This is a genomic window from Nonomuraea sp. NPDC049758, from assembly GCF_040674635.1.
Classification (GTDB): domain Bacteria; phylum Actinomycetota; class Actinomycetes; order Streptosporangiales; family Streptosporangiaceae; genus Nonomuraea.
In genome coordinates, this window is record NZ_JBFAMZ010000001.1 from 862,199 (window position 1) to 877,924 (window position 15,726).

General features: G+C 71.5%; 19 protein-coding genes. 11 read left to right on the top strand and 8 right to left on the bottom strand.

The window, feature by feature from the left end:
• The first annotated feature begins 28 nt into the window (after positions 1–28).
• The gene (locus AB0J46_RS03980; RefSeq protein WP_364326033.1) at positions 29–526 is read left to right on the top strand and encodes a SigE family RNA polymerase sigma factor; all 498 of its coding nucleotides are present in this window, start codon (positions 29–31) and stop codon (positions 524–526) included.
• Positions 523–1,611, top strand: a complete 1,089-nt coding sequence (locus AB0J46_RS03985) for a hypothetical protein (RefSeq protein WP_364326036.1) — start codon at positions 523–525, stop codon at positions 1,609–1,611. The genes AB0J46_RS03980 and AB0J46_RS03985 overlap by 4 nt, the downstream gene beginning before the upstream one ends.
• A 10-nt stretch (positions 1,612–1,621) precedes the next feature.
• Here AB0J46_RS03985 and AB0J46_RS03990 read toward each other — a convergent pair whose 3' ends face one another.
• The 4 genes from AB0J46_RS03990 to AB0J46_RS04005 form a co-directional block, all read right to left on the bottom strand.
• On the bottom strand, positions 1,622–2,629 hold the full coding sequence (locus AB0J46_RS03990) for a CU044_5270 family protein (protein ID WP_364326039.1): 1,008 nt from the start codon (positions 2,627–2,629) through the stop codon (positions 1,622–1,624).
• Positions 2,619–3,224: an RNA polymerase sigma factor gene (locus AB0J46_RS03995; RefSeq protein ID WP_364326042.1), complete on the bottom strand. Its 606-nt coding sequence runs from the start codon at positions 3,222–3,224 to the stop codon at positions 2,619–2,621. The genes AB0J46_RS03990 and AB0J46_RS03995 overlap by 11 nt, the downstream gene beginning before the upstream one ends.
• Positions 3,225–3,426: 202 nt before the next feature.
• Entirely contained in the window at positions 3,427–3,633 is a 207-nt protein-coding gene (locus tag AB0J46_RS04000) for a DUF397 domain-containing protein (RefSeq protein WP_364326045.1), read from the bottom strand.
• A complete protein-coding gene (locus AB0J46_RS04005) occupies positions 3,621–4,436 on the bottom strand; it encodes a helix-turn-helix transcriptional regulator (RefSeq protein WP_364326048.1) in 816 nt (271 codons plus the stop codon). The genes AB0J46_RS04000 and AB0J46_RS04005 overlap by 13 nt, the downstream gene beginning before the upstream one ends.
• Before the next feature lie 219 nt (positions 4,437–4,655).
• Between AB0J46_RS04005 and AB0J46_RS04010 the strand changes: the two genes are divergently transcribed.
• The gene (locus AB0J46_RS04010; RefSeq protein WP_364326051.1) at positions 4,656–5,111 is read left to right on the top strand and encodes an ATP-binding protein; all 456 of its coding nucleotides are present in this window, start codon (positions 4,656–4,658) and stop codon (positions 5,109–5,111) included.
• On the opposite strand, the gene AB0J46_RS04015 is transcribed toward AB0J46_RS04010, so the two are convergent.
• On the bottom strand, positions 5,080–5,679 hold the full coding sequence (locus tag AB0J46_RS04015; protein ID WP_364326054.1) for a dihydrofolate reductase family protein: 600 nt from the start codon (positions 5,677–5,679) through the stop codon (positions 5,080–5,082). The two genes, AB0J46_RS04010 and AB0J46_RS04015, sit on opposite strands and share 32 nt — an antisense overlap.
• A gap of 179 nt (positions 5,680–5,858) precedes the next feature.
• On the opposite strand from AB0J46_RS04015, the gene AB0J46_RS04020 reads away from it, so the two are divergent.
• From AB0J46_RS04020 to AB0J46_RS04050, 7 genes are all read left to right on the top strand, one after another.
• Positions 5,859–7,109, top strand: a complete 1,251-nt coding sequence (locus tag AB0J46_RS04020; protein ID WP_364326057.1) for a 6-phospho-beta-glucosidase — start codon at positions 5,859–5,861, stop codon at positions 7,107–7,109.
• Entirely contained in the window at positions 7,103–8,080 is a 978-nt protein-coding gene (locus tag AB0J46_RS04025) for a BadF/BadG/BcrA/BcrD ATPase family protein (RefSeq protein WP_364326060.1), read from the top strand. Before AB0J46_RS04020 ends, AB0J46_RS04025 begins: the two co-directional genes overlap by 7 nt.
• Positions 8,081–8,192: 112 nt before the next feature.
• Entirely contained in the window at positions 8,193–9,620 is a 1,428-nt protein-coding gene (gene ngcE, locus AB0J46_RS04030) for an N-acetylglucosamine/diacetylchitobiose ABC transporter substrate-binding protein (RefSeq protein ID WP_364326062.1), read from the top strand.
• Positions 9,621–9,623: 3 nt separating this feature from the next.
• Entirely contained in the window at positions 9,624–10,505 is an 882-nt protein-coding gene (locus tag AB0J46_RS04035; protein ID WP_364326065.1) for a sugar ABC transporter permease, read from the top strand.
• A 1-nt stretch (position 10,506) separates the two neighbouring features.
• Positions 10,507–11,328: a carbohydrate ABC transporter permease gene (locus tag AB0J46_RS04040; protein ID WP_364326068.1), complete on the top strand. Its 822-nt coding sequence runs from the start codon at positions 10,507–10,509 to the stop codon at positions 11,326–11,328.
• A gap of 2 nt (positions 11,329–11,330) precedes the next feature.
• Entirely contained in the window at positions 11,331–12,467 is a 1,137-nt protein-coding gene (locus tag AB0J46_RS04045) for an ROK family protein (RefSeq protein WP_364326071.1), read from the top strand.
• An 8-nt stretch (positions 12,468–12,475) separates the two neighbouring features.
• The gene (locus AB0J46_RS04050) at positions 12,476–13,237 is read left to right on the top strand and encodes a PIG-L family deacetylase (RefSeq protein ID WP_364326074.1); all 762 of its coding nucleotides are present in this window, start codon (positions 12,476–12,478) and stop codon (positions 13,235–13,237) included.
• Positions 13,238–13,247: 10 nt separating this feature from the next.
• Here the strand turns inward: AB0J46_RS04050 and AB0J46_RS04055 are convergent, their stop codons facing one another.
• Together AB0J46_RS04055 and sigJ are read right to left on the bottom strand one after the other, a co-directional pair.
• Entirely contained in the window at positions 13,248–13,505 is a 258-nt protein-coding gene (locus tag AB0J46_RS04055; protein WP_364326077.1) for a hypothetical protein, read from the bottom strand.
• A gap of 307 nt (positions 13,506–13,812) precedes the next feature.
• On the bottom strand, positions 13,813–14,706 hold the full coding sequence (sigJ, locus tag AB0J46_RS04060; protein ID WP_364326080.1) for an RNA polymerase sigma factor SigJ: 894 nt from the start codon (positions 14,704–14,706) through the stop codon (positions 13,813–13,815).
• A gap of 169 nt (positions 14,707–14,875) precedes the next feature.
• Between sigJ and AB0J46_RS04065 the strand changes: the two genes are divergently transcribed.
• Positions 14,876–15,244: a hypothetical protein gene (locus AB0J46_RS04065; protein ID WP_364326083.1), complete on the top strand. Its 369-nt coding sequence runs from the start codon at positions 14,876–14,878 to the stop codon at positions 15,242–15,244.
• Here AB0J46_RS04065 and AB0J46_RS04070 read toward each other — a convergent pair.
• Positions 15,187–15,681 carry a GNAT family N-acetyltransferase gene (locus AB0J46_RS04070; RefSeq protein ID WP_364326086.1) on the bottom strand — a complete coding sequence of 165 codons (495 nt, stop codon included), beginning with the start codon at positions 15,679–15,681 and terminating at the stop codon, positions 15,187–15,189. The two genes, AB0J46_RS04065 and AB0J46_RS04070, sit on opposite strands and share 58 nt — an antisense overlap.
• Positions 15,682–15,726 lie beyond the last annotated feature (45 nt).

Below are 15,726 nucleotides of genomic sequence, written 5' to 3' on the forward strand. Positions count from 1 at the left end.
TCCCGGCCCGCTTCCGCGTTGAGGCCATGTGAGTGATGCATCCGACGACGCCTCCTACGCCGCCTTCGTGGCGGCGGCCTGGGACAGGCACATGGCCGTCGCCGTCCTGCTCGCCGGCGACCGGCACCGGGGCGAGGAGCTGCTGCAGGACTGCCTGGTGCGGCTGTACGTCCATTGGCGGCGGGTGCGGTCCCCCGATCCGCACGCCTACCTGCGGCGCATGCTCGTCAACGGCAACGTCAGCCGGTGGCGGCGGCGACGGCGGGAGGTGCCGACCGCCAGTCCGCCCGAGCACACCGATCCCCGCCAGCAGCTCCACGAGCCGCACGAGGACCTGCGTCGCGCCCTGCTCTCCCTGTCGCCCAGGCAACGGGCGGTGGTGGTGCTGCGGCACTACGAGGACCTGACGGAGAAGGCGGTCGCGGCCGTCCTCGGCTGCTCGGTCGGCGCCGTCAAGAGCCAGCACTCCAGAGCGATGGCGCGCCTGCGCACGGCTCTGCGCGAAGATCAGGAGGCAGCACGATGAAGGACGACCAGGATCTCCTGGCGCGGGCACTGCGCGATCTCGCCCGACGCGAGGGGCCCGCGCCCACGCCCCCGCCGGTGGGCGCGCTGGTGCGACGAGGGCGCCGGGCCAGGCGGATCCGCACCGCGACGCGGGCCGCCGCGGGCGCGCTGCTCGCCTCGGCGGCCGCCTTCGTGATCCTCGGCGGCACCGGGATCGGCACTGGGGTCGGCCCGGGGATCGGCCCCGGGATCGGCGCCGAGGGCGCGCCGCCGAGCGCCGTGCCGGCCGGTACGCCGGCGTCCTCGCAAGGAGCGCGCCAGGCGCTGGACGCGCGGTCCGTGCTGCTGGCCGCGGCCGAGTCCGCCGGGCACGGGCCCGCCGCCTCCGGCCGGTACTGGCACGTTCGCGCGCGCACCACCCAGCCGGTACGCCACAATCCGACGTTCTCGGCCGGGGTGACGCACACCCAGGACACCTGGTACGCGGCCCGCCGGGGTGCGCCCAGCCGGACCGTCACCGGCCAGGACCCGAAGGTCACCTTCGCCTCCCCCGAGGACGAGGCTCGATGGAGGCGGCTCGGCTCCCCCGACCTGAGCGGGGGAAAGCCGTCGAGCAACGACTACGCCATGCAACTCCACTTCCTGATCGGCACCCACCGGTACACGCTCCGCCAGCTGCTCGCGCTCCCGGCCGACGAGGAGAGGCTGGCGGGCCTGCTGCGGCGGCTGTTCGACGAGGAGAGGCCCGGCGACTGGTGGCCCGCCAAGCCGACGTTCACCTCCTATGTGTGGACGACGGCGCAGGACCTGCTCGCCGGTCCCATCAGCCCGGGAACCCGGTCCTCCCTGTATCGGCTGCTCGCCGGGCAGCCCGAGATCAGGTCGCTGGGCGAGGTCACCGACCCGCTGGGCCGCACCGGCGTCGCCCTGACGCTGACCACGCCGGGCAGCGGTGCGGGGGCGGGCGAGTCTCGCCTGGTCGTGGACGTCGCGACGGCGCGGCTGCTCGCCTACGAGTTGCGCCCGCCGGGGCGGTCCGAGCCGCTGATCCAGACCACGTACGAGGAGATGGGCTGGGTCGACCGTCTGGGCGCACGTCCGTAGCGGCCTGCGGTCAGGGCATCCGGCCTGGTTCGTCCACCACGCCCGCCGCCAGGTCGGCGCTCGCGTAGAAGGTGCCCCTGCGGGCCGTCACCTCGCCGCCGATGACCTCGTCCTGGAGGTTGTCCACGCGCCTGCCGAGGAAACGGTAGGTCGCGGCGTCCAGCACCAGGTACGACCGCGAGACGATCCGGCCCTGCGCGTCCCGCGTCGACCCGCCGGGGACGGAACCGGCGGGCTCGTAGGCGACGCCGATCCCCGCCCGGCCCGCCGCGTCCCGTACGCCGAGGTCCACCCGCACTCCGGGCAGCTCGGCGAGCGCGCGGAAGACGGCGGCCTCGACCCGCGGCGGCATGGGGACGCCCGCGTCGAGGTAGACCGACAACACGCGGAACGCCCGCGCGTCCGGCTGCTCGGCGTCCGCGCCCTTCGGCAGGGTCGACCAGTGCCGGTCGCCCCTGACGTGGTCCAGCAGCGCGGCGGGATCGGTGGGCAGGTCGGCGAACTTGGCCGCGTACTGCCGGGGTGTCAGGTCGTCGTCGCCCGGGTGGGGGGTGATGTCCTGGAACTCCAGGGAGCCGCCGTTCTGGCGGAGGGCCTGGCGGGTGCCGTCGTACCGGGTCCAGTATTCCTGGACCGTGCCTCGCTCCTCGCCGGGCTGCTTGACCAGGTCCTTCCGGTACAACCACTGGTCGGGGCGCGGCTCTTGGTGCTTGCGGCGTCCCTCGGCCACCAGGGCGGCTTGGCGCAGCACGGTCTCGGCCCGTACCGGCATGGTGGTCACGGAGTCCGGCGGGGGCGGGGCCGGGGTGTGGGAACCGTTCACCGCCACGACGACGGCGGCGGCGGCTGTCGCGGCGGCCAGCAGCGACGGCACCGCCCAGAACCGGCGCCGCTTCCGGGCCGGGGCCTGGCCCGACGCCGGGGCGAGGGCTCGGGCGCGCACGGCGCGCAGGCGGTCGGTGTCGGGTTCGGGGGCGTCCGCGCGCAGCTCGCGCAGGAGCGTGAGGTCATCGTCCACGGCCGGGGTCCTCCTCGTCGGTGTCGTAGAGGGCTGACGGGTCGATACCGCCCAGGGCCGCCCGGGTCTTCCTCCTGGCGCGGTGCAGACGCGACCGAACGGTCCCGATCGGGACGCCGAGCGCGCGGGCGACCTCCTCGTAACTGAGGTCGGCCCAGGCGATCATCAGCAGCACCTCGCGGTCCGGCGGCGACAGCGTCGCGAGCGCCCCCGCCAGCTCGCGGTGCGCCGCCCCGGCCGACACGCGGGCCGCCACCCGGTCGGCGTAGCTCTCGGCCACCGCGTCGAGGCCCGTCCTGGCCAGGGCGCGGTAGGCCCTGGTCTCGGTACGGCGGTGCTTGCCGATCAGGTTGGCGGCGATGCCGTACAGCCAGGGGCGGGCGTCGCGGTGGGCGGTGTCGTAGCGGGCGAGACGGCGGAAGGCGTCCAGGAACGTCTCGGCCACGATGTCGTCGGCCAGCGAATCGCCCAGGCGGCGGGTGACGTATCTGTGGAGCGCGGGGGCGTGCCGGTCGTACAACGCCGAGAAGGCGGCGGGGTCGCTGCGGGCACGTCTGATCACCTCCGCGTCGTCCACCTCGGTGTCCTGCGTCAAACTCTCGACTCCGTTCTTCGGGTTGAACACCCCCTTTCACCCGATAGGGCGGATCCGGTTCTCGTGTGGCCCTGCAAGGGCTTCGCCAACGGGCGCGCTTCGCGCGACGCGGGGCTCAGGCTGCGCCCACGTGGGGGTAAGCCCCCACACCGGTCCCCGCACCCCTTGGACGAACCCGGCTCCGAAGCGCCAGACGCCTGCCTCAGATGTTGAACTCGCCCTGACTGACGCCGTGCAGGAACGCCTTCCACTCCGCAGGAGTGAACATCAGCGCCGGGCCATGCGGGTTCTTGCTGTCACGGACGGCGATGATTCCTGGGAGGTTGGTCGCGACCTCGACACACTGTCCTGTGTCGGCGCTGGCGCTGGACTTGCGCCATCGCGCATCATCAAGGTTCAGCTGGTCCATTTGGCTATCGCACCCTCTATCGCCTGTCGAGTGACGTTCTTCGGCTGTGCGTGCGCTCTGATGCTGTCATACCTCTGTTTCAAGCGCGCGACTGCGTCATGGTCGCCTGACACCTGTCCGGACAGAAGCGAGTCCGCAGAGACCACCTCGGACCCGTCGCGCAACCGCGCCAGCGCGAAGGCGCTCACCATGCCGGCTATGCAACCAGCCGTGTGCGGAAGCAGCTGAACAGTGATCTGGGGATGCTCGGTGAGCTCCAGCAGGTAACGCAATTGCCCGACCAGGACATCGGCCCCGCCGAAGGGCCGATGAAGCACTCCTTCCTCAATGACTGCGAGAAGGGATGGCGGGTTGGCCGCCTCGAAGATGCCGATGCGCTGTGTCCGCGCCTGGACCTGCTCTTCCACCTGCTCGGGTGATCCTGTACCCGCGAAGACAGCGCGGGCGTAGTCCACGGTCTGGAGCATGCCGGGGATAACGAGCGGATCCCACGAGTACATGATGACGGCCTGCGGTTCGATCTCCTCGACCCAGCGTGCGAACCAGCCCAGCGCGGGCGACTGGGAGATGCGTTCGTGGAGGCCGGTGAAATGGCCGTCGGTGCCGAACGCCTTGTCCACCTCGCGCGCGAATTCCAGCGTGGGAACCCGCCGGCCTTTCTCGACATGACTGACGAGTGATTCGTGGCAGAGAATGCGTAGAGCAAGTGCGGATTGCGTCATTCCAGACGCTTTACGGCGGTCCGCGAGGTCGCGAGCGAAACGCGCTCTGGGCGACAAATGATCGCCGACGTCGAGGGGCATGGAGTCTCCGCAGGTCAAGAACAAGATAGTTGCCTTTCGGCAGGCTACTGCGACACCCTTCCGACAATCAATACATGGCAGGCGTCGCTGCTTGTCGGGCAGGTTTCGTGAGGTGTGAGCGCCGCACGGCCCCGCGCGCGCTCATGCTGGATCCGAGCGACAACGCTTTTGTCGCACCAGCAAAGGTTTCCGAATCTCCGATTCATTTGAGGTGAATGCATGTCACTTCACCAGAGCATTGTCAACTGGAAAGGCATGACGCTGGGCCGCGATGACCGAGCTCCCGGAGAAATGCGGCGGACGGTTCGGCTTTGGCTGGGCGACGTCGATCCGCTGGTTCGGGACGACGCGCTGACGGTCGTCTCGGAGCTGGTGACCAACGCGGTCAGGCATGTGCCGCCCGGCCCCGGACGCGACTGGGTCACGGTGCTGCTCGGAATCGGGGACGGTCTCGTACGCCTGGAAGTGGTCGATCCCGGGACGGCGCAGCGAGAACCGCGCTTCGCCCCTCTGGACGCGGGGTCCTTGCGCGAGTCAGGTCGCGGCCTCGGCCTGGTGGCCGCCCTGTCGGTCAGGAGCGGAACGCATGTCGCCGAACCACACGGCCACCGTGTCGTATGGGCCGACCTGGAGAGGACCGCGCCTAGCGGACCACCCGGTACGTCAGGTGGGTGACCAGGGCGGTGCCCGTGGGTGGGGCGGCGGGGGTGAGGGTGATGTCGCCGGCGTCGGCCAGGAGGCGTTCGCCGCGGCCGAGGATCACCGGCGCGACGTGCAGCCGGAGCTCGTCGATGAGCCCGGCGGCCAGGTACTGGTTGACGGTGGCGGCGCCGCCGGCGATGGAGATGTCGCGCTCCCCCGCCGCCTCCCGCGCCATGGCGAAGGCGGCCTCGATGCCGTCCGTGACGAAGTGGAACGTCGTGCCGCCCTTCATGGGCAGCGGCTCGCGCGGGTGGTGGGTGAGGACGAACACCGGCGCGTGGTACGGCGGCTCCTCCCCCCACCAGCCGGTCCAGTTCGGGTCGAAGGCGCCGCGGCCGGGGTCGAACATGTTGCGGCCCATGATGAACGCCCCGGCCGCCGTGATGGCCTCGATGACCTCGGCGTGCTTCTCGGGCTCCTCGAACATCCACTCGTGCAGCCGGTCGCCCACGCCGTCGCCGAACGGCTGCTCCAGGCTCTGGTTCGGCCCCGCCACGTAGCCGTCGACGGACATCCCCATGTCGCACGTGACCTTGCTCATCCTGGTTCGTCTCCTTTTGTCCGTGGCGCCCGTCCGGCGCCTTCACCAGGGAGTCGGAGCCGGCGCCGGGCTCTCTACACGGTGAGCGGAAATTTCCTGGAACAGGGTGGGAGGAGTCGAATCGGAGGAGGTCGGGTAGGTTCGGCGGTTAGGAAAGTTTCCTAATTGAGGAGTTGCCCATGAGACTCGCCGTGATCGGGGGCGGTTCGACCTACACCCCCGAGCTCATCGACGGCTTCGCCAGGCTGCGCGACGAGCTGCCGCTCACCGAGATCGCGCTGATCGACCCGGACGCCACGCGGCTCGACCTGGTGGCGGGCGTGTCCCGCCGGATGTTGCGCAGGGCCGGGCACCCGGCGAAGGTGATCGCCACCGCCGACGTGGCCGAGGGCGTCGCGGGCGCGGACGCCGTGCTCTTCCAGCTCAGGGTGGGCGGCCAGGCCGCGCGGAACGTGGACGAGACGCTGCCGCTGGAGTGCGGCTGCGTCGGCCAGGAGACGACGGGCGCGGGCGGGCTCGCCAAGGCCCTGCGCACGGTCCCGGTCGTGCTGGAACTGGCCGAGCAGGTCCGCGCCCACGCCCCCGACGCCTGGATCGTCGACTTCACCAACCCGGTCGGCATCGTCACCAGGGCGCTGCTGGACGCCGGGCACCGCGCGATCGGCCTGTGCAACGTGGCCATCGGGTTCCAGCGCCGCTTCGCCCGGCACCTCGGCGTGCCGCCGGAGCGGGTCGCGCTCGGGCACGTCGGGCTCAACCACCTGACGTGGGAGCGGTCGGTCGTGGTCGACGGCGTGGACGTGCTGCCGCGGCTGCTCGCCGAGCACGGGCAGGAGCTGGCCGACGACATCGGCCTGCCGGTCGGGCTGCTGCGCAGGCTCCAGGTGGTCCCGTCCTACTACCTGCGCTACTTCTACGCCCACGACCTGGTGGTGGGCGAGCAGCGGGCCAAGCCGTCGCGCGCGGCCGAGGTCGCGGCGATGGAGCAGCAGCTGCTGGAGCTGTACGCGGACCCGGCCGTGGACACCAAGCCGGACCTGCTGGACAAGCGGGGCGGCGCCTACTACTCCGAGGCCGCCGTCGCGCTGATCGCCTCGCTGCTCGGCGACCGGGGCGACGTCCAGGTGATCAACACCCGCAACGACGGGACGCTGCCGTTCCTGCGCGACGAGGCGGTCATCGAGGTCCCGGCCAGGGTCTCGGCGTCCGGGGCCGCGCCGCTGCCGGTCGATCCGGTGGAGCCGCTGTACGCGGGCCTGATCGCCAACGTCTCCGCGTACGAGGAGCTGGCGCTCGACGCGGCGCTGCACGGCGGCGCGGACCGGGTGCGCAACGCCTTGCTGGCCCATCCGCTGATCGGCCAGGAGGCCGTCGCGGACGAGCTGACCGGCCTGCTGCTGGCGGCGAACGAGCGGTACCTGCCATGGTGATCATCGCCGTGGACGCGGGCAACAGCAAGACGCACGTCGTCGTGCTCTCGGGCGACGGCACGATCCTGGCCCAGGGCGACGGCGGGCCGTTCGAGCCGCAGACCGTCGGCGTGCCGGCGGCCGTGGACGTCGTGGAGGAGGCCGTGCGGCGGGCGCTCGGACCGGCGGCCGCTCCCCCGTACGCCGACCAGCTCTACGCCTACCTGGCCGGGGCCGACCTGCCGGTGGAGGAGGAGGCGCTGGCGGCCGAGTTCCGCGCCCGCGGGATGGCGGCCGACGTCGTCGTGGGCAACGACAGCTTCGCGCTGCTGCGTTCCGGGGCGTCCGGGCCGAGCGGCGTCGCGGTGGTGTGCGGCGCGGGCATCAACGCGGTCGGCGTCTCGCCCACGGGCGGGGTGGCCCGCTTCCCCGCGCTCGGCCGGATCAGCGGCGACTGGGGCGGTGGCGGCGGCCTGGCCGAGGAGGCGTTGTGGCACGCCATCCGCGCCGAGGACGGCCGGGGCGCCCCCACCGCGCTCGCCGGCCTGATCAAGGAGCACTTCGGCACACGGACGGTCGAGGAGGTGGTGCTCGGGGTGCATTTCGGGCGGATCGAGCGGCATCACCTGACCGCGCTCGCACCCAAGGTGTTCGAGGCCGCCGCGTCGGCTGACGCGATCGCCTTGGAGCTGGTCACCCGGCTGGCCGACGAGATCGTGGTGATGGCCGAGGTGTGCCTGCGCCGCCTGGACCTGCTGGAGACGCCGACGGAGGTCGTGCTCGGCGGAGGCGTGCTGCACGCGCGCATCCCGCTGCTGGTCGCGATGCTGGAGGAGCGGTTCGCCGTACGGGCTCCGCTGGCCAAGCAGGTGATCCCGGACCAGCCGCCGATCGTCGGGGCCGCGCTGAACGGCCTGGACCGCATCGGGGCCTCCGAGGAGGCCAAGGCTCACCTTCGAGCGCAGTTCCAGAAGGTCCAGGCAGGGTCCTGAGAATCCGAGCGCAGGGCTAGAGAGGTATTGACGCACGTGGAGCGGTAAGTCTAGAGTCGGCCGCCAACCGTCTGGAAGGTATCCGGACGGTTGGCGGTCAAGGAGGCCACCCATGTCCACCAACCCCAGCCGACGTGAGGTTCTTCGACGTATCGGACTCACCGCCCTGACGGCGGGCCCGGGCGCAGGGCTGCTCGCCGCGTGCGCCACGGGCCGCTCCGCCGCTCCGGTCGCCTCCACCTCGGCCGCGCCCACCTCGGCCGCCAACCCCCTCGGCGTGGACGCCGCCAGGCAGCTGGAAGTCGTGATCTTCAGCGGCGGCAACGGCGACGGCTACGCGACCGACCTGCACGAGGCCCTCTACAGCAAGGCGTACAAGACCGCCAAGATCAAGCACGTGCCCACCCAGAAGGTCGGCACGCAGCTGCGCCCCCGCTTCATCAGCGGCGACGCGCCCGACGTGGTCAACAACTCCGGCCCCGACGCCCTCGACCTGCAGTCGCTCGTCGCCGAGGGGCACCTCGCCGACCTGACGCCGCTGTTCGACGCCCCCTCCCTGGCAGACCCGGCCAAGAAGGTGCGCGACACCCTGGTCGGCGGCGTCTACGAGAACTCCCTGATCGACGGCGTGCCCCGGGTGCTGCAGTACACGGTCGCCCACCGCGCCCTGTGGTACAACGCCAAGCTGTTCGACCAGCGCGGCTGGCAGGCGCCGAAGACGTGGGCGGAGTTCAACGCCCTCGGCGAGGAGGCCAGGAAGGCGGGCATCGCGCTGTTCGCCTACCCGGGCCAGGTCGGCCCGTTCTACCAGCTCTGGAACCTGGTCTACAGCGCCGCCAAGATCGGCGGCAACAAGGTGATCGTCGACATCGACAACCTCGCCGACGGCGCCTGGCAGGCCGAGCCCGTACGGCAGGCCGTCGCGGCGTGGGCGCAGGTGCAGCGCGACTTCGGCGACAAGGCGTACTTCGGGCTCGACCACACCCAGACGCAGGTCAAGCACCTGCAGGACAAGGTGCTGTTCTACCCCTGCGGCTCCTGGCTGGAGAACGAGATGGCCAAGGACCGGCCGGCCTCGTTCGAGTACGCGATCGCCCCGGTGCCCAGCATCACCGCCGCCGACGCGATGCCGTACGAGGCGATCATGATCGGGGTGAGCGAGGCGTTCTTCGTGGCGGCCAAGGGCAAGAACCCGCAGGGCGGCCTGGAGTACCTGCGCATGATGTTGTCGCGGGAGGGCGCGCGCGGCTACACCGAGCTGACCAAGAACCTCACCGTCGTCAACGGCGTGGTGGACGGCCTCGACCTGACCTCGGCCGTGCGCAGCGCGGCCAAGGCCCAGGAGGCGGCCGGGACGAACATCATCACCGACGCCCGCTTCGAGGGCTGGTACAAGGAGCTGTTCGACCACGGGCAGGTCCAGACCAACTCGGTGATGTCCGGACGCATCACGCCCGAGCAGTTCTGCGCGAACATGCAGAAGAAGGCCGACGAGCTCAAGGCGGACTCCGCGATCGCCAAGCAGACCAGGAGCGTCTGAGCGATGAGGCGGCACGGCTTCGTCGCGGGCTTCCTCGCCCTGCCCGTGGTCCTCTACGCGGTCTTCGTGATCAGCCCGTACGTCCAGGCGTTCCAGATCGCGCTGACCGACTGGCGCGGGGTGTCGGCGAACCTGAACTTCGTCGGCCTGGACAACTTCCGGCGGATGCTCGGCAACGACACGTTCTGGCAGGCGGTCCGCAACCACGCGGTCCTGCTGGTCACGCTGCCGTTGGTGACCATCGCGCTCGCGCTGGTCTTCGCGTACCTGCTCGGCGACTCGGCGGGCACGCCGGGGGCCCGGCTCTACCGGGTGATCTTCTTCCTGCCGCAGGTGCTGGCGGTCGCGGTGGTCGGGGTGCTGTTCAAGGCCGTCTACCGGCCCGACGCGAGCGGCGTGCTGAACGGCGCGCTGGCGAAGCTGGGCGTCGAGCCGGTCGGCTGGCTGACGGACCAGAACCTGGCGCTGTGGTCGATCATCGCGGTGATGGTGTGGCAGGCGGTCGGCTTCTACGTCGTGCTGTTCTCGGCCGGGATGGCGGCCATTCCGAAGGACGTGTTCGAGGCGGCCGCCCTCGACGGCGCCGGGCGGCTGCGCACGTTCTTCTCCATCACGCTGCCGCTGGTGTGGGACACCGTCCAGGTGGCCTGGGTCTATCTGGGGATCGCCGCGTTCGACGGGTTCGCGCTGGTCAACGTCCTGTCGGTGGAGCAGGGCGGGCCGGACGGCGCGACCACCGTGCTGGCCACGGAGATCTACAAGAACGCCTTCTCCTACTCCCGGTTCGGCTACGCCTCGGCCATGGGCGTGGCGCTGTTCTTCCTGACCCTCACCTTCGCCGCGCTGACGTTGCGCGTGACCCGTCGCCAGAAGGTCGTCTACTGAAATGTTCCGAAAAATCAGCATCCAGGCCGTTCTTGGCCTCTGGGCGTTGCTCATCATCGCCCCGCTGCTGTGGACCCTGCTGGCCTCGTTCAAGAGCAACGCCGAGATCTTCGGCGACGCCCTGCAACTGCCCGGCGAGCTGCGCTGGGACAACTGGGCGCGGGCCTGGGAGCGGGCCAGCATCGGTCGCTACCTGCTCAACACGGTCATCGTGGTCTTCTTCGGCGTGGCCGGGACGATGCTGCTCAGCTCGATGGCCGCGTACGTGCTGGCCCGCTACCGCTTCCCGGGGAACCGGCTGGTCTACTTCCTGTTCGTCTCCGGCATGGCCTTCCCGGTCTTCCTGGCGCTCGTGCCGCTGTTCTTCGTGGTGGACGGGCTCGGGCTGCTCAACAGCCACGTCGGCCTGGTCCTGGTCTACATCGCCTATTCGCTGCCGTTCACGGTGTTCTTCCTGACGTCCTTCTTCAGGGCGCTGCCGGACGCGGTGGCCGAGGCGGCGATGATCGACGGGGCCTCGCACACCCGCACGTTCTTCCAGGTCATGCTGCCCATGGCCCGCCCGGCGCTGGTCAGCCTGACCATCTTCAACGTGCTCGGCCAGTGGAACCAGTACCTCATCCCGCTGGTCCTGCTGCCCGGCGACAAGAGTCTGTGGGTCATCACCCAGGGCGTGGCCGACATCTCCACCATCGCCGGGTACGAGGCCGACTGGCCCGGACTGTTCGCCGCCCTCAGCATGACGGTGCTTCCCGTCGTGCTGATCTATATCGTCTTCCAGCGACATATCCAGTCCGGGCTGACCTCAGGAGCGCTGAAGTAGGAATGTCTTCAGGAAACCCCACCGTCTTCCGCACGCTCAACGAGCGCGCCGCGCTCACCCTGCTCCTTGAGCACGGCGGCCTCACCCGCGCCGAGCTGGAACTGCACACGGGCCTGTCCAAGGCGTCGGCGGCCGAGGTGCTGCGCAGGCTGGAGAACAGCGGGCTGGCCAGGAAGGCCGGCCTCAAGCCGGGCAACGCCGGGCCGGCCGCGCAGATGTGGCAGCTCGACGGCTCGGCCGCGCGCGTCGCGGGGGTCGATCTCACCACGAGCTCGATCGAGGTGTCGGTCGCCGACCTGACCGGCCGGGTGCTCGGCACCCATCGCACCGAGGCGACCGGCGACGCCCGGCGGCTGCTGGCCGAGACGGTCGGCGCGGCCGGCTTCGAGCTGGACCGGCTCGACCAGGTCGTGGTGGGCGTGCCGGGAGTGGTGGAGGCCGACGGCCGGCGGCTGCGGCAGGCCGTGCAGCTGTCGGGCTGGTCCGGCCTGGACGACCTGCCGGGCAACGTGCGCCTGGAGAACGACGTCAACCTGGTCGCCATCCGCGAGCTCCAGGAGCACGACGACAGCAGTTTCGTGCTGTTCTGGGTGGGCGGCGGGGTCGGCGCTGGAGTCGTGCTCGACGGCGCGCTCTGGCGGGGCGTCACCGGGCGCGGCGGCGAGGTCGGCTCGGTCATCGTGCCCGACCCGGTCACCACCGGCCGTCGCTACGGGCAGGACGGCGGGCCGCTCGGCGCGCTGCTCGGCGCCGAGCCGCTGGCCGCGCTGGCGCAGGCGCACGGCCTGCCCGGCGACCCCACGCTCACCGCCGTGAGCCGCACGCTGGCCGAGGCCCCCCAGGGCTTCCTCGACGACGCCGCCGCGCGGGTGGCGCTCGGCGTGACGGCCGCGATCGGGGTGCTGGACCCGGGCCTGGTCGTGCTGGCCGGGCCGCTGTGCGTCGCGGGAGGCGAGCCCCTCAGGGCGCGGGTCGCCGACCGTCTGGCCTCGACGCCGCTGGTGCCGGTGACCGTCGCCCTCAGCGCCGTGGACGGCAACGCCGTGCTCGGCGGCGCTCTCAGCTACGCCCTGGACCTGACCCGCGAGCGGGTCTTCCAAGCCGGTACGGCCGGTCGTACCGGTGAATCCAACCCCTAAGGACGCACATGTTGAGAACCCTCGTGATCGCCGCTCATCCCGACGAGCCCGAGATCTACGCGGGCGGCACGGCCGCGCTGCTGGCACAGGCCGGCCACGCGGTGAAGTTTTTGACGCTCACCAACGGCGACGCCGGGCACCACGAGCTGGAGCGCGGCCCGCTGGCGCGCCGCCGCGCCGAGGAGGCGTGGCGCGCGGCCGACGCGCTGGGCGTGGTGGACTACGAGATCTTCGACGTGCACGACGGCATGCTGGAACCCACCGTCGAGCTGCGGTTGCGGGTGCTGGCGCAGATCCGCGCCTGGCGGCCCGACCTGGTGATCGCCCTGCACGCCGACGGCGGCGGCCACCCCGACAACCGGGCCGCCGGGCAGCTGGCCGCGCACGCGGTCGAGTTCGCGATGACGCGCAACCTGGAGGTGGGCAAGCCGGCCCTGCGGCGCATGCCGGTGTGCCTGCTCATGACGGACTACGCCTCCGCCCCCGTCCACCGTCCCGACGTGGTGGTGGACGTGTCCTCGGTGCTGACGGCCAAGCTCGACGCGTGCCTGGCCCACGCCTCCCAGTTCCTGGAGTTCGCGCCGTGGCAGCGGGGCTTCCTGGACCAGGCTCCGCCGCCCGGTGACGTGGCCGCCGGACGGGCGTTCGTGCTCGAACACTGGGCGGAGTTCCTGAAGGAGGAGACCTTCCAGTTCGCCGGTTACGGCAGGAAGGCCGACCGGGAAGAGGTCGGCCGCCTGCTCGCCGGGACCGCCGTCCCGGTCGCGTAGCCGCCCGGCGTCAGCCGGTGTAGTTCTTGCCGGGGGGCCTGCCGGGGATCGGCTTGGCTATGACGGCGACGGGGATGAAGAAGCAGATCTGGCTGATCGCCAGGACGAGCGTCCACAGGGCCTTGTCGTCGTAGTGGGCGGCCGCCCTGGCGTACAGCTCGTCGGGGACGCGTTCCCCGGCCGGGTTCGCGGTGAGGACGGCCTCCACCAGCTCCAGCGCCACCCGTTCGGCGCCGGAGAAGTAGGGGGCGTCCCGCCACGACGCCACGGCGGCCAGGCGCTCGTCCGGCTCCCCGCCCGGCGCAGCAGGTCGGCCTGCCGAACCGTGTGGTACGTGCTGCCGACGATCTGCCCGGCGCGCAACTGCACCAGGCCGACGGTGCTCCCCGGGATCGCGCCGTTGCGGGTGGCCTTGGTCATGGCCACCGCGATCTCTCCCAGCTCGGGGAAGAACCTGGAGGGATCGGGCAGACGCGACTGGAGGTTCTCCTGCTCGGTCGTCGTGGACATCGGCTTCCCTTCTTCTGCGATCGTGTCTCGGCGGTCCGACGACGCAGCGTCCGGGAATGTGAGGGTCAGGCCGCCGTCCAGGGGTGCAGCTTGTCGGGGTTGCGCACCGCCCACAGCCGCTTGATCCGGCCCTCCGCCACGTCGAACGCCACGACCATCACGGTGACGCCGTCGCGCTGGGCCACCAGGCCGGGGCGGCCGTTGACGGTGCGTTCCAGCAGTGTCATGGCCGGCGCCCTGGTGGCGATCTCGACGGCGTAGCGGGCCACCCGTCCGGCGCCCTCGATCGGCCGCGGCACGGCGTTGACCACGCCGCCGCCGTCGGCGACGCCGACCACGCCGGGGTCGAGCAGGGCGATGAGGGCGTCGATGTCCTTGGCCTCCCACGCCTGCTTGAACTCGCGGACGATGCCGGCCTGCCGGGCCGCCGGCGTCACCGAGGTCCGCGCGGCGTCGATGCGCTGCCGGGCGGAGGAGGCCAGCTTGCGGCAGGCGGCCGGGGTGCGGCCGACGATCGTGGCCACCTCGGCGAAGGGGTAGCGGAAGACGTCGTGCAGGACGAACGCGACCCGCTCGGCCGGCGTCATCGACTCCAGCACGACGAGGAAGGCCATGTTGACCGACTCGTCCAGGGTGACCCGGTCGGCGGGGTCGTCGCCGGCCCATTCCGTGCGGTCGGGCAGCGGCTCGGGGATCCATTCGCCCACATAGCGCTCGCGGCGGGCGCGGGCCGAGCCGAGCACGTCCAGGCAGATGCGGCCGGCGACCCTGGTCAGCCAGGCGCCCGGCGACTCGATGGCCTCCTGCTGCCCGGGTGACATGGCGTACCAGCGGGTGTAGGTCTCCTGGACGACGTCCTCGGCGTCGGCCAGCGAGCCGAGGAGGCGGTAGGCGAGGTTGATGAGCTGCCGGCGCTCGCTGATGATCGCGTCCAGGCCGGGATCGGGTGCGGTGGTCATGATGTGGACGACTCCCTTAGTCGCTTTTGCCCTACTGTGTCCGACGGGACGGCGCTCCCGGATGTGAGGTCACCGCGTCACCTCACATTTCCGGCGGCCACGTCGTCGGACTTTTCGAAGGCAAGCCCCAGAAGCGGACCGCCGTCACCCGGCGGTCGAGGAGTACCCCATGTTGCTACGTGTCGCGATCATCCTGCAGACCCTGGCCCTGTTCGCCGCGCCGGTCACCGCCGGGCTGCTGTTGTCGGTGCCCAACGGGCAGCCGCTGCACAGCGCCGCCGCGTACACGGTGTTCGTCGTGGCGGTGCTGCACCTGGTGGCCGCGATCCTGGCGTGGCGGCCGGGCGGCGGCTCGCCGAAGCCGATCATGCACGCGGCCGGGTTCCTGGTGCTGGTCAGCGCCCAGGTCGCGCTGGGCATCGCGCAGGTGACGGCCCTGCACGTGCCGCTGGGCGTGCTGCTGTTCGCCGGCAGCGTGCTTCAGCTCAGCCGGGTCTGGTCCAGCGACCGGGCCAGCCGCACGCCCTCCTCCGTGTAGCCGAGAGCGGCGTAGAACCGGCGGGCGGCGGTGTTGGCGGCGCCCGTCTCCAGGGTGAGGTGGCGCAGCCCCTGGTCACGGGCCCAGTCCTCGGCCGCCGCCATGAGCCGGCGGCCCAGACCCGCACGGACGGCGTCCGGGTCGACAGCCAGCTCGCCGACGTAGGCGTCCTCGTCGCCGGTGAAGTGCCGCTGCCGGTCCACCGACACGACGCCGACCACCCGGGAGCCGCGCACGGCGACGAAGACCGCTCCCCGTCCTTCCCCCGCCGCGGCGACGGACCCGGCGAGCCACCGCTGCGCCGCCCGTACGGCCGCGCCGGGGTCCCGCCAGGCCGCGACCCCCTCCGCCAGCCGGGGAGCCAGCGCCAGCACCCCCGGACGGTCCTCTTCGCGATAGGGCCGGATGCGGACGTGCGCCTGAGCCATGTCCTCCATGCCGAGCAGCATGACAGGCCGGACCTGCGGGAAAAAAGGGCCACC

What these genes read in the sequence shown, in the direction of transcription:
- AB0J46_RS04000 (WP_364326045.1), bottom strand. Translation starts at nt 3,633, where the DNA reads ATGGACCAGCTGAACCTTGATGATGCGCGATGGCGCAAGTCCAGCGCC.
- AB0J46_RS04020 (WP_364326057.1), top strand. Translation starts at nt 5,859, where the DNA reads ATGAGACTCGCCGTGATCGGGGGCGGTTCGACCTACACCCCCGAGCTC.
- ngcE (WP_364326062.1), top strand. Translation starts at nt 8,193, where the DNA reads ATGTCCACCAACCCCAGCCGACGTGAGGTTCTTCGACGTATCGGACTC.
- AB0J46_RS04040 (WP_364326068.1), top strand. Translation starts at nt 10,507, where the DNA reads ATGTTCCGAAAAATCAGCATCCAGGCCGTTCTTGGCCTCTGGGCGTTG.
- AB0J46_RS04050 (WP_364326074.1), top strand. Translation starts at nt 12,476, where the DNA reads ATGTTGAGAACCCTCGTGATCGCCGCTCATCCCGACGAGCCCGAGATC.
- AB0J46_RS04010 (WP_364326051.1), top strand. Translation starts at nt 4,656, where the DNA reads ATGTCACTTCACCAGAGCATTGTCAACTGGAAAGGCATGACGCTGGGC.
- AB0J46_RS04035 (WP_364326065.1), top strand. Translation starts at nt 9,624, where the DNA reads ATGAGGCGGCACGGCTTCGTCGCGGGCTTCCTCGCCCTGCCCGTGGTC.
- AB0J46_RS03985 (WP_364326036.1), top strand. Translation starts at nt 523, where the DNA reads ATGAAGGACGACCAGGATCTCCTGGCGCGGGCACTGCGCGATCTCGCC.
- AB0J46_RS04005 (WP_364326048.1), bottom strand. Translation starts at nt 4,436, where the DNA reads ATGCCCCTCGACGTCGGCGATCATTTGTCGCCCAGAGCGCGTTTCGCT.
- AB0J46_RS04015 (WP_364326054.1), bottom strand. Translation starts at nt 5,679, where the DNA reads ATGAGCAAGGTCACGTGCGACATGGGGATGTCCGTCGACGGCTACGTG.
- AB0J46_RS04065 (WP_364326083.1), top strand. Translation starts at nt 14,876, where the DNA reads ATGTTGCTACGTGTCGCGATCATCCTGCAGACCCTGGCCCTGTTCGCC.
- AB0J46_RS04045 (WP_364326071.1), top strand. Translation starts at nt 11,331, where the DNA reads ATGTCTTCAGGAAACCCCACCGTCTTCCGCACGCTCAACGAGCGCGCC.
- AB0J46_RS04025 (WP_364326060.1), top strand. Translation starts at nt 7,103, where the DNA reads ATGGTGATCATCGCCGTGGACGCGGGCAACAGCAAGACGCACGTCGTC.
- sigJ (WP_364326080.1), bottom strand. Translation starts at nt 14,706, where the DNA reads ATGACCACCGCACCCGATCCCGGCCTGGACGCGATCATCAGCGAGCGC.
- AB0J46_RS04070 (WP_364326086.1), bottom strand. Translation starts at nt 15,681, where the DNA reads ATGGAGGACATGGCTCAGGCGCACGTCCGCATCCGGCCCTATCGCGAA.